The sequence below is a fragment of the Planomicrobium sp. CPCC 101079 genome (assembly GCF_007859275.1).
GTDB lineage: Bacteria > Bacillota > Bacilli > Bacillales_A > Planococcaceae > Planococcus.
On record NZ_VOHC01000002.1, the window covers coordinates 31,988 to 44,513 of the forward strand.

Consider the following 12,526-nt stretch of genomic DNA (forward strand, 5'->3'; position numbering starts at 1 on the left):
GCCTCCTAAAAAAGTTGTAGCCCGCCATCTGCGGAAATCACTTGACCGCTCACATACTGAGCAAAATCAGATGCAAAAAACAACACCGGGTAGGCAATATCTTCTGGCGTACCTAGGCGTTTAATGGAGATGGCATCTACCAAATTGGCTTGCGCCTCTTCCGTCATGGCGTCCCACTGTTTTTGGGTGGAAGGATTGGATAATACAAATCCAGGTGCGACATTATTGACGGTGATGCCGAACGGCCCAAGTTCGCGGGCCATTTGCCTGGTAAAACCGATTTGGCCAGCCTTGGCGCTCGTATAGGCCTGAATGCCGGTCAAGCTGCTGCTTCTTCCCGCGCCGCTGGAAATATTGACGATTCTTCCATAGCGGTTCTTTTTCATATACGGAGCAACTGCACGCACCATATAAAAAGTAGAAGTTAAATTGACGTCGACAACCTTTGCCCAATCTTCGTCCGTCACCTTCTCTATCGGCCGATGTACTTGTCCGGCTACGCCGCCAGCGACGTTAATTAAAATATCGATTTGCCCAAAGTCTCCTGCCACTTGTTCAAGCAATCGGCCAACTTCTTTCGAGTCGGTTGCATCACAGCAATAAGCTCGAATGCTTCCGCTTGTCCCAGCAGCTTCTGCAGCAGCTTCGGCAGCAGCTTCTGCTTCTGTTCTTGATTGTTCGAGCGGCTCGCTCAATATATCGATTGCCGCCACTTGCGCCCCACGGCTTGCAAACTCTTTGCAAATCGCCCTCCCAATGCCGTGTGCAGCTCCAGTGACAATCACTGTTTTATTTTCAAAAGTTAACTGTAAACTGTTAACACTTTGTCTCAAAGTAACTGCCTCTTTTCGTAATTTTTCCTTATTATATGCGCGCTTTTTTTTAAAAGCAATGTATTTTTTAAATATTTAATAAATTCAGTTTATTATCCGATAGTTATGCAATAAAAAAGCAGCAAGCCACTAAAAGGGCTTGCTGCTTTTAAATATTTTCTATTTTATATCCTCTAGCACTAATAAAGCGGCTCCAAGGATTCCTGCTTCGTTTTCAAATTGAGCGACTTTGATTTCCAGGGGATTTAGTAAAAGAGGTTCCAAATGCTGAATGAGTTGGCCCCACCAAAGTTCTGCCGATTCCGACACCCCACCGCCAATGACCACGATATCCATATCAAACGCAGCCTGCAAGGAACTAATGATAAGCGCTAAGTCTTTAGTAAAACCATCTACTACGTTTTGTGCAGCCGGATCGGTTTGCGCTTGAACAAAAAGTTCTTGCGGAGTAACAGGCAAGCCAGCTTCCTTGATTCGGCGCACGAGCGCAGTTCCAGATACATATTGCTCATAACAGCCTTCACGCCCGCATGAACAAAGTACGCCATTCGGATACAAAATCATGTGGCCGACTTCTGCCGCTCCGCCGTGTTTGCCGCCGCTAAGCAGTTTGCCGTCCCAAATAATACCGCCGCCAAGTCCTGTGCCGAGCGTCAAACATACCGTCCGGCCGTAGCCTTTCGCGGCTCCGAACTTCGCTTCCGCGAGTGCTGCGGCATTGGCATCGTTTTCAACTTCGACTCGCTTGCCAGTCGCACTTTCCAACTGTTCTTTAACAAGTGTGCCAGTCCAGCCGGGCAATGTGTCGGTTGCGTAAATTACTTTTCCTTGTTCAGGATCGACAAAACCATGCGTACCGATGCCGATCGCTTCAATTTCTGGATCCAGCGCAAGAAAACGCAAGACTTGTTCTTCCAAATACGGGTAAAGCGGAAACTGCGTAGGCAATTTTTCATCAAACGAAATATTCCCTGCTTCATCCACCACACTCATCCGCACTTTTGTTCCACCAATGTCCACCCCTAATACTTTAACCATGAGTACCCTCTTTTCACTGTTTGCGTTTTGATAGATTAACCATTAATTCGGTCCTATTAACAATATACCTTATATGGATGCCACTTGCTTTTGTAATTCTTGCGTCCATGCCCAATCACTGATTTGCACCGCGTCTGTTACATGATGCAGCTTGCTTGCGCCGACTATAGCGGACGTTACCGCCGGCTGATTGAGAATCCAGGAAAGCGAGAATTGCGACAAATTCACATCGTGTTCTTCTGCCAGTTTTTTGTACTGTTCGACCCGCTCAAAGTTCTCATCTGTGAAATAATTTTGGATCAGCTGCTCGCCTCTTGCCGCCCGGCTGTCTTCTGGCAACTCATGACGGGACTTGTACTTTCCTGATAACATACCGCGCGCCATCGGGCTGTACACCAAAAGCCCCATCGACTCCGACAAGCAAAACGGCACCACTTCATTTTCCAGTTCACGCGACAATAAATTGTATTGGGACTGGGATGAAACAAAAGATTCCAAACCAAGTAAATTGCTGATGCCACCCGCTTTCGCCATCTGCCAAGCCGCATAATTCGAACAGCCGATATAGCGGACCTTCCCTTGCTTGACCAAATCGCTCAAAGCTGACAACGTTTCTTCCAGCGGCGTTTCATTGTCGAACCTGTGGACTTGGTACAAATCGATGTAATCGGTTTGCAGACGCTTTAATGAACCTTCCACTTCCCTCATAATATGGAATCGGGACAAACCGAAATCATTAATGTCTTGCCCCATCGGCAAACCAACTTTTGTCGCTAAAACTACCTTGTCCCTCCGTCCTTTCAAATTGCGGCCGATAATTTCTTCTGATTCGCCAGTTCCATATTTAAATGACTCGTCCTGGCCTTTGCCGTAAAAATTAGCCGTATCGATTACATTAATGCCTGCATCAAGTGCTGCATCCAGTATTTCTATAGATGCCTTCTCATCGATCCAACGGCCGAATGCCATTGTTCCAAGACTTAAATTTGAAACACCGAGACCGGTTTTTCCTAGACTTGTATATTTCATCCCTTTGCCTCCTCTGAAGAAAGTTTTTTGCAATAGCCTTTAAATTAATTCGCTGTTTTGGATGGAACTCCTTCATTCTCCTTAGTTATTAAAGTTCTGCTAACAGGGTATAGGGTATTCAATAAAGTTTGAGGAGGATGGCGCATGATAGAAGAATGGCTGAAAGATTCATCTTATACCGTGGTATTTACGGGTGCCGGCATGTCGACGGAAAGCGGTTTGCCCGATTTTCGCTCAACGAACCAAGGATTGTGGGAACAGAAAAACTTAGCAAAAATAGCAAGCATAGGATCGCTATATCAAAACCCCGAAGAATTCACTGAATTTTACCGGAGCCGAATGGCAGGCTTGCGGGAATATGGTCCGCATAAAGGCCATTACTTGTTAGCGGAATGGGAAAAACGCGGCCCTGTAAAATCCATCATCACACAGAATGTCGATGGCTTTCATCAATTGGCAGGCAGCAGCCAAGTCGCGGAACTTCATGGAACGCTGCAGACCGTCTATTGCCAGGAATGCGGCAGGACCTACAGCAGCGACGAGTATTTGGAAGGCACTAATCATTGTGTCGTTTGCGGCGGCGTCTTGCGCCCTTCCATCGTGCTGTTTGGCGAAATGCTGCCGGAGAAACCGTTTGAGTTGGCGCTGCAAGAAGCAAGCCGGGCAGATTTGTTCATCGTCCTCGGCTCGTCTCTTAGTGTTTCGCCGGCTAATCAATTTCCGCTGATCGCAAAAGAAAACGGTGCGCGAGTCATCATCGTAAACCGGGAACCGACACAGCTCGACGGATATGCCGATGAAGTGGTGCATGACCGCAACATCGGGGATGTACTGGAAGAATGGGACAGTTATTTGAGATAGCGGAGTAGAAATTGCAAAAGCCCACGTAAGTGTGCGGGCATTTCATGAAGAACATTCTGTATGTCATGTTAGGGCCGAAAAAGTTCATGTAGAAATCTAAAAACTTCATGCAGAAAATATTAGAAATCACTATTCCCCATTTTCTTGAAAATAAAAAAGGATGCCCCAAAAGCTGCAACTCTGCAGACTGATGGAACATCCTTTTGTTATTTCATTACATAAAGACAATAACAGCGAGAACTGCTGCTAATGCGATACGGTAAATCGCGAACGGCATAAGTTTGATCCGCGAAATCAATGTCAGGAAGAAGCGGATTGAAATCAAAGCAAAGACAAATGCGCTGACAAATCCGACAACGTAAAACGATAAATAGTCCATTGACATTTGGTCCATGTTTTTCAGAACCGATACTAGACTCGCCCCGAACATGATCGGAACTGCCATGATGAATGTGAAGTCTGCAGCAGTACGGTGATTCAATCCGAACAAAACGCCCCCTGAAATGGTTGCGCCGGAGCGAGAAAATCCTGGCCATAGTGATAAGCACTGGACTAGGCCGACCGTAAACGCTTGGCGGTATGAGATTTCGTCCAATGAATTTACAGTTGGATTTTTCGGACCGAATTTATCAGCAATAATCATAAGTACTGCCCCGACCACAAGTGCGTAAATGACCGTTTCGATGCCAAATAAATGATCATCGATAAAGTCTTTGAAAGCAAAACCAAGAACTACTGCCGGCAGCATGCCAACGATTACGTGCAGCAAATTGAAGCGGCCGCTCTGCTTCTGTCCGTCTATTTTATATAAGCCGACGAGACTGAAAAGACGTTTCCAAAACACAACGACAACCGCTAAAATCGAGCCTAACTGGATGACGATCTTAAACGTATTTGCCGGATATTTCCCCAGAAACTCCTGTGATTTCAGCCACATGTCATCGACAATGATTAAATGTCCGGTCGAAGATACAGGCGCAAATTCGGTCATGCCTTCTACAAGCCCCAAAATCAATGCTTTTAATAAATCGAATAATTCCATATACCTTTTTTCCCTCTTTCTGCGATAGCGGATTTTGCGTTGCCGCTACTCCTCATTATTACATAAACACGAGCCATTTATAAGACCGTCGACATTTTTTAGTGAAAATCTTTGGTTGCTTGTGTCCATTTCTTATGTACTTTCAAAAAGACGTTAGAGCTGCTATTTAGGATGCACCATTTTTCAGATTCCCATAAAAAAACGTCTCCGGTAAAGGAAACGGTTTTTATGCTTTATTCTTCAAATACTTTTGCAGCAAATCCTGCCACATAATTGCTGCCGCCATTGTCTTCAACGCCTTCGATCATCATTGCCATGATGAAGTCAGGGTTTTTGGAATCATAAGCGACAAAAAAGCCGTTTTGCGCGCCTTCTTCATCTTTACTGGCTTTCAGTTCTGCTGTACCGGTTTTGCCGGCCAGCGGAACAGATTCGAGATTGGCTGATTGAGCATAGCCATCAACAACCACATTGCGCATGCCTTGGCGGAGAATCTCAGCATTTTCTGCGCTAACTAAGCCTTCTTTCCAAACTTGTTTGTCTTCTTCATCTAAAAACAAAGTCGGCTTGTACATCGTGCCATCTGTTATAAACGGTTCGTACATTGAAGCAAGATGCAAAATATTCGTCAGCATCTGGCCTTGGCCAAATGACGTATCCGCCAATTGCCCTTCTGAGCCGATTGTGCCTTCGTTCGAGATCTGAGGCTTTTTCATGCCATAAGAATAGTCCATCTCCTCGCCAAATCCGAAATTCTTCAAGCCGTCAGTGAATGCATCCCTGCCCATGTCGAGCGCTTGGCGGGCAAAGTAAATATTGTCCGAATAGACGAGCGCTTTGTTCAAATCAATCGGATTCGGCGCTTCCGGGTGAAGCCGGGTAACACGGTAATCACCCCACGACTTTTCTTTTTGCCAAGTTTCGCCGTTAATTTCCAAGCCTTCAGAAGCATTCAGCGTACCGGCTTCCATGCCAATTGCTGCAGTGATCGGTTTGATCGTCGAACCTGGTGCATATCCTGCTGTAAAACGGTTGAACATTGGGTTTCGCGGATCTTCTTCAAGTTCTTTGTAGCGGTCTCCACTGATGCCAAGCATAAATTCATTTGGATCAAACCCTGGGGAGCTGACGAGCGCAAGCGTTTCACCGGTACTTGGATCTACAGCGGCGCTCGCACCCGGCTCTCCTTCCATTGCCGCATAGGTTGCTTTTTGCAGCTCGGCATCGATGGTCAATTTCACCGTTTCGCCGTCAACTGCAGGTTTTTCAGCTACTGTGATCGGTTCTGTACCTTCGGTTGCCTTTTCTATATAGATTTTCACGCCATCTGTTCCGCGCAAGCGATCTTCTAGTAATGCTTCCAGGCCTTGGCGGCCAATAAAATCATTAGCGGTGTAGCCATCAGCTTTCCGCTCTTCCAGCTGTTCTGCCGTAATAGCGCCAATATAGCCGGACAAATGCGACAAAGCTTCTCCGTACGGATATTCCCGCATGTCGGTCCCTTGATGCGTGACTCCAGGGATTTCATCGGTTTTTTCCAATAACTCTTCTTCCGTTTTTGCAGCTTTGGCAATCGGCACAAAGTAATTCGGCTGCACCCAGCTTTGCCCTAACTGTTTGTCGATGAAATCAGTAGTAATGCCAAGCAGATCAGCAAGCTCTTCTTTTTTCGACTCATCTGTAAAGGATTCCGGCACGATGCCGATATCAAAACCGCTGCCGTTTGCTGCAATCTTGTTGTCATTACGGTCTACAATCTCCCCGCGAGCTGCGTCAGTGCGGGAAATACGAATATTGTCGCCTGCCTCCAGTTGAGGGAAGATGAATGACGGATCCCATTCAACGAACCAGTTCTCCTCTTCTTCCTGCGTCTCGTGGAGCAACGTCAACGTCTTCTCAAATTCTACAGGTCCGGCCAGCGTCTCCATTTTCACTTGAATCGGGAAGTCCGCCGGTTGTTCCGGATCCCATTCCGCGTCTTCAGCTGGCTGAGTATAGGTGACTTCAACATTTTCTATGCCGAGATCTTCCTGCAGTTTCTCTTGCCGCTCCACAAACTCTTCCGTGCTATATGCATCTTTCGTTCCTTGGTTCAAATAAGCGCTATACATCTCAGCGAAATTCCCCTCATTCCACTGGCCTATGTATTCCTTCAGCCGGTCCTCGGGTGTCGCTTGCTGCTGGCAAGCGGCGAGAAGAAAAAAACATAACAGGGAAAAGACCCCGAGCAATCGTTTGTTCATTTAATTACCTCCGTTTCCTTCCTTTATTTTACCAGCTTGCGCCTCTATGCAACACCGATATGTTCAACTTTACTGTGGCAATTAAAGAGGACGTAAAAAAGAGAGGGCGGTTTCCGGCCTTTCTTTTTCAACTTGTTGAGGAACACTATTATTTGTTGGATAAAACTGAAAATAGTTCCCGCTATTCCGCCAGCCAGCTCGGCAAAACCGGGTGCTCCTGTCTCTGCTTCTGCTTCTGCATCGCTACGCTAGCTTCGAGACATGAAATAGCGTTGCATTGCTGCACTGCTTCGTCGCAAAGGGATTTATCCGAACTCCCTTCAGTCAACCCTTTTTCTCGGGCTCGTGCCGAAGGAACAGCAGACCCCGACACACTGAGTGAACTTGCCTAGTAGAATGGAGCGGAAGCCGGTGAAGGGCAAAGATATGCTCCTGTATCGCTGCGCTGCTTCGTCGCAAACGATTCGCTCAAGCGCAAATCGCTTCCTGTGGGAGAGCGAAGGGCCGAGATCCTGCAGGAGCGCAGCGACGAAGCGGCTCGGCGCAAGCCCGTGGAAAGCGCCCGGTTGAAGCGCAATGAAAAAAGCTGCCGAGATTTTCTCGACAGCCTGTAAAAAGAGAGGCCGAGGCCTCTCTTTTTGTTAACTTAATTTGTGTAAAGCGCATTTGAGATCAAGCGGAACAGGTAATCGGTGTGGTCACGGAAAGCCGGCTCCATGCCGATCAACGTTACGTCTGCATCATTTTCATGGATGATGACAGGCTGACCTGCAGCTTTTTCATTGTCTTTCCAGTGTCCCGCAAGGAAGAAATCACTGTCGTCGTAAGTCGCCAGTATTTCGCTTTCTTCTGCTCCGCTATACCAAGCCGGGCGGTAAACAAAACCGATGTCATCTTGGCCGTAGCCAGCTGTGATGCCAGTGCCATCGTAATCAACGTTGACGATTCCGTTGCTGTTTGACCCGCCGGTCTGAACCGTCGCGTCAGTCAAGCCGAGTGTCTGAGCTGCTTTTGAAGCTCCTGCTCCCGCCGCGATGAATTTGCCGCCTTCTTCAACAAAGCTTGTGACGTTTTCTTTGAACGCCGTAAACTGATCGGCATTCTGGAAACCGAATTCAAGGTTTGCTGCAGTTAAATTTGTGGAAATCAAGTTTTCCGTTCCGTTGTAGATAAATGCGTCATAACCTACCAAGCCCGCTTCCGCCACTTCTACTGGCGACAGTTCAGTAACGTCAAACCCTAAACGCTCAAGAGCCAAGTTCATGCCGGAATGTGTTTGCTGTTTGTTCATGCCGCCGTCTTCGAGAAGCGAGACTTTCAGTTTCGTCAATTTCTTGGCATCTACCGGCGTTACGCCACTTTCAATGTGCAGGCCAGACGCTTTGACAGTTGAACGGATTGTATTTGACGGCCCACTGACATAGAAGTCGCCTTTGCCATCGCGTCGCACAGTCGTACCTTGCTGGATCAACGTGTTAACCAGCTCGATCGCTTCTACCGAAGAATTCGGAATAACGTATGGGCCTTTTCCTGAAAGTGTCCCGTGCCCATCAACACTATGGACTTTTGCAGTCGGAACATCGAATTGCGCCTTGACCGGAATTGCTTCAAAGCCCCACAATTCAGGCAAGCTCCAAGCTGAAATATCATACATCGACGGTGTGTCGTCGGTGATGTCTTCGCCGTCCCAAAGCATCGTATTGGCAAGTCCCGCTTTTGCTTGGCTCATGTCGACAATATACGAACCTTTCTCGTATTCTACGCCATCTACGATAAAGCTCTTCGCTGCGCGAACGACGTCAATATCATTGTTGATCAAATGGTTGACCGCTTTTTCGGTAACTGTCGGATCTTTTTCATCTACCGGCAAAATATACGCTTCCGGGAAAAAGCCTTCTTCGTGGTACGGATGGTCAAAGTTGATTCCGCGTTTGAAAATTTCAATTTGGTCATTCAGCATTTCCTGCTTGTTATCTGTCGCGTATTGAAGTGCGCCCATGATGGCATCGTACATCCATTTGACGCCATCTTCGTCATTTGTCGGCGCTTCTAATGTGTGGCCATATGCCCCGTGGTACATGGCGTACATCGGCGTGAAGATCGGCGGGTAATCGTCCCAGCCAGCTGCGTCGTCGCGCTGCGGCACGTAAGCCCCTGTCATGTTCTTATACAAATCACCTTCATATTCGCCTTTGTTCTCCATGATGGAACTTTCCATCGCTTCGGCTTGTCCGTATGCCCACTTGTTGTATAAATCGTACTCGTAGTTCGGATTATGCGGCGGCGTACATGGTTCGATCAAACCTTGTTTGTTCGGCGCATAATTTTTCACGTACCCGTGAGTATCCAAGAACACCATCGGATTCCATTCTGTGATCAAGTCCACGGTATGGCGTGTTTCCGGCTGAGACTGGGTGATAAAATCACGGTTCAAATCGACGCCTTCGCTGTTGAAGCGGGTAGCGTCTACACGGCCATCCGGATTTGCTACCACGTTAAAAACCAGGATGTTGTTATCAAGTATCGTTTCTGTTTCTTCATCAGTGTCTTTAGCAAAACGCTCGATCAATTGAAGAACCGCATCGCTTCCGACAAATTCCGTTCCGTGAATCGATCCATTGATCATAATCGGCACTTTGAAGTCGTTATTTTTCTGGATCCATTCTTGCGCTTTTTCTGGGTTTTTAATCATTTGTTCGCGTAGTGCTTTATTTTCGTTTTCTTTGCTTTGCGACTTGGAATCTGAAATCGTTACGACGTATAAAGGAAAACCGTCAGCCGATTCGCCTTTTACTTCCACTTTCACGCGGTCGGAAGACTTTGCAATTTCCTGAAGCTGTTTGCCGATTTCAGAGAACTTCGTAAAATCGTAATTCTCACTATTGAATTTGCTGCCATCTTTTTCTTCGATCGGAGTGACATATGTATAGTTTGAAGACTGGGCTAAAGCAGAAGACCAAGGGGCTGAGGCAAGCAAACTCACTGCCAATAAACCACTGACTGTTTTTTTCATTTGGCGTTCCTCCAATATTTTTATTTTTGTATAAATATTTACCATTAATAATATTAATTTAAAAATCTACTAAAAGCTATAATCCCTTTCGGCTATTATCCATCAGTCTTTTGTAGGCGAAAAGAGTTGATTTTCCCTTTTAAAGATATGTTATGTTTATACAACTAGTAAAATATTCACAACAATTAGATTAAAAGCACTTCTACTCCTTTCACTTTGTGTTAACTTATATATAAAATAGGTTGACTCAAAATATCCACTTGTTTATACTTTTCTTATATTGATACTTGGAGGAAATCATGTGACCACTTCAGCGACTAGATCAGCAAATCATTCACGTACCCTGCAGCTTGTGCAAATCGCCATGTTTGCAGCATTGATGGCAATTGGAGCCAACATTTCAGCGTTTCTTGTAATTGGCGGGGTACCAATCACGCTTCAAACATTTTTCGCGATACTGGCCGGGATTCTGCTTGGCAGCCGCCTTGGAGCTATGGCGATGATCGTATACGCGTTTATCGGCTTAGCGGGGTTGCCGGTTTTTGCGGAATTCTCGGGCGGCATGGATACCATTGTCTCTCCGACGTTTGGATTTATTGTATCGTTTGTATTTGTCGCTCTAATTACCGGCTCCATCGTTCAGCGCTTCCCTTCCCGCACAGGTTTTATCGTTGCAGCGTTAGCCGGTACCGCAGTCAATTACTTTATCGGAACAAACTGGATGTATGCCGCATACAAACTATGGTTCTCTGCCCCGGCAGGTTTTGATTACAAGATGGCTTGGGCATGGATGGCAGTCCCTCTTCCAAAAGATTTGATTCTTGCGGTTCTAGCCGGGATTTTCGGATACCGCTTGAAACCGCTTATCCTGAAATACAAATAAGCCAAAAAACCCTTCTGTAGTTGTTGCAGAAGGGTTTTTTGGCTTATTCAGTGATGGACTTTTTCCCTTCTTCCTGCTAAAACAAAGAAGAAGGCAAAGTTAAAGGAGGAACACGATGAAGGTCTTAAATTATTCGTTGCTTGATGTATTTACAACCGTGCCATTTGGCGGCAATCAGTTAGCTGTTTTTCACGAAGGCGAATCACTGACGACAGGGATGATGCAAAAAATCGCAAAGGAGCTCAACCTATCGGAAACGGTGTTCCTCTCCCCACCGAATGATCGAGATAATCAAAAGAAATTGCGCATCTTCACTCCGCAGATGGAATTGCCAATGGCTGGCCACCCAACCATTGGCGCCGCTTTTTTATTGGCAGACCAAGATCTGATCCAAACTGAAGAAGGCGTGAATGAATGGGTACTAGAAGAAGCAGTCGGCGATATTTCCGTGACTGTCTATAAAGAAGGTGGACTTGTCAAGAAAGTGGAAATGACGCAGCCACTGCCTTCTTTCGGTGAGCAGTTTTTCGATGTTGAACAGATTGCCGAATTGCTGACGCTAACACCAGCAGACCTCCATGCAAGTTTTCCAATCCAAACCGTATCGACCGGTGTACCGTTTTTATTTGTTCCTGTTCGCTCCCTTGCTGCAATTAATACTATCAACTTCCGTTCAGACGTCTGGGAACAGCATTTCAGCCGAAACGAAGCAACCCGGCATCTCTTTGTCTTTACTACAGAAACCGAACATCCTGCATCCACTGTCCACAGCCGGATGTTTGCTCCCGCCATGGGAATTCCCGAAGACCCGGCCACTGGTGCTGCAAGCGGCCCGCTTGGTGCTTATTTGGTCGAGCATGCCGTGATTCCTCCTGTTGATAACGGAATTTATACAATTCGGAGTGAACAAGGGCTTGAAATGGGACGGCCGAGCTTCATTGACATTACAATCGTTAAAACCGATCAGGGTTTCCAGCAAGTAAAAATTGGCGGTACATCCGTCACTGTCGGAAAAGGGCAATTGTATCTTGAAGATGCCACACGTTGAATGAAGTAAAAGCCGTTGCCTGCCCTAAATCGGGTGGCAACGGCTTTTATTTATTTGCTCGGCATGGACTTCCACTGACCTTCTAACCATTGGTCAAAATCAGCGCCTTTATCGCCTTTATAGGTATCGTAAATATCAACGCGCGTTTTTTGCAGCTTCGTTTTGAACTCTTCATACGAGTGGTCAGCCGGTAAGCTTTTTTTAATGCGCAACAAAACTTTCGAAGTATCTTTTATCAATTCACGTGTTTTCCGCTCAGGCATATGCACGTTTTCCCCAAAGTTTTTCAATGCATCATAAGCAGCTTCTTGCACTTGGTACACAGGATCATGTTCCATTCGGTGCGTCAAAAGATCAATCGTCTGCTCGCTTTTCCACTTTCCAAGTTCGTTGACTGCAGCCAAGCGCTCTTTCCAATTAGCTGTTCGGTTGGCAGCTTTTTTCAATTCTTCGTAATTCGGCGGTAAATTGTTTTTCTTGTTTTGGTAATCCAAAATTTCATTCTCCTTTTGTCATTTCCCTGTTGGAAAATGAAC

Annotated in this window: 10 protein-coding genes; 3 read left to right on the top strand and 7 right to left on the bottom strand. The window is 46.3% G+C overall.

Annotation, left to right across the window (positions count from 1 at the left end):
• Positions 1-5 precede the first annotated feature (5 nt).
• The 3 genes from FQV28_RS00930 to FQV28_RS00940 all read right to left on the bottom strand — a co-directional run bounded on the left by FQV28_RS00930 (position 6) and on the right by FQV28_RS00940 (position 2,900).
• A complete protein-coding gene (locus tag FQV28_RS00930; RefSeq protein WP_146493724.1) occupies positions 6-833 on the bottom strand; it encodes an SDR family NAD(P)-dependent oxidoreductase in 828 nt (275 codons plus the stop codon).
• A 159-nt stretch (positions 834-992) separates the two neighbouring features.
• On the bottom strand, positions 993-1,871 hold the full coding sequence (locus tag FQV28_RS00935; protein ID WP_146493725.1) for an ROK family protein: 879 nt from the start codon (positions 1,869-1,871) through the stop codon (positions 993-995).
• A 69-nt stretch (positions 1,872-1,940) separates the two neighbouring features.
• On the bottom strand, positions 1,941-2,900 hold the full coding sequence (locus FQV28_RS00940; RefSeq protein WP_146493726.1) for an aldo/keto reductase: 960 nt from the start codon (positions 2,898-2,900) through the stop codon (positions 1,941-1,943).
• Positions 2,901-3,044: 144 nt separating this feature from the next.
• Here FQV28_RS00940 and FQV28_RS00945 point away from each other — a divergent pair, with 144 nt between their 5' ends.
• The gene (locus FQV28_RS00945; RefSeq protein WP_146493727.1) at positions 3,045-3,761 is read left to right on the top strand and encodes an NAD-dependent deacylase; all 717 of its coding nucleotides are present in this window, start codon (positions 3,045-3,047) and stop codon (positions 3,759-3,761) included.
• Between the two features lie 214 nt (positions 3,762-3,975).
• On the opposite strand, the gene FQV28_RS00950 is transcribed toward FQV28_RS00945, so the two are convergent.
• From FQV28_RS00950 to FQV28_RS00960, 3 genes are all read right to left on the bottom strand, one after another.
• A complete protein-coding gene (locus FQV28_RS00950) occupies positions 3,976-4,803 on the bottom strand; it encodes an undecaprenyl-diphosphate phosphatase (protein ID WP_146493728.1) in 828 nt (275 codons plus the stop codon).
• A gap of 233 nt (positions 4,804-5,036) precedes the next feature.
• Positions 5,037-7,046 (bottom strand): penicillin-binding transpeptidase domain-containing protein, encoded by a 2,010-nt coding sequence (locus tag FQV28_RS00955; protein ID WP_146493729.1) that lies wholly within the window; start codon positions 7,044-7,046, stop codon positions 5,037-5,039.
• Positions 7,047-7,692: 646 nt separating this feature from the next.
• Entirely contained in the window at positions 7,693-10,059 is a 2,367-nt protein-coding gene (locus FQV28_RS00960; protein ID WP_146493730.1) for a M14 family zinc carboxypeptidase, read from the bottom strand.
• Between the two features lie 301 nt (positions 10,060-10,360).
• On the opposite strand from FQV28_RS00960, the gene FQV28_RS00965 reads away from it, so the two are divergent.
• Both FQV28_RS00965 and FQV28_RS00970 read left to right on the top strand, forming a co-directional pair.
• A complete protein-coding gene (locus tag FQV28_RS00965) occupies positions 10,361-10,942 on the top strand; it encodes a biotin transporter BioY (RefSeq protein ID WP_146493731.1) in 582 nt (193 codons plus the stop codon).
• 115 nt (positions 10,943-11,057) lie between these two features.
• Positions 11,058-11,990 carry a PhzF family phenazine biosynthesis protein gene (locus FQV28_RS00970; protein WP_146493732.1) on the top strand — a complete coding sequence of 311 codons (933 nt, stop codon included), beginning with the start codon at positions 11,058-11,060 and terminating at the stop codon, positions 11,988-11,990.
• Positions 11,991-12,040: 50 nt separating this feature from the next.
• Here the strand turns inward: FQV28_RS00970 and FQV28_RS00975 are convergent, their stop codons facing one another.
• Positions 12,041-12,484, bottom strand: a complete 444-nt coding sequence (locus FQV28_RS00975) for a HEAT repeat domain-containing protein (protein ID WP_146493733.1) — start codon at positions 12,482-12,484, stop codon at positions 12,041-12,043.
• Between the last annotated feature and the right edge of the window lie 42 nt (positions 12,485-12,526).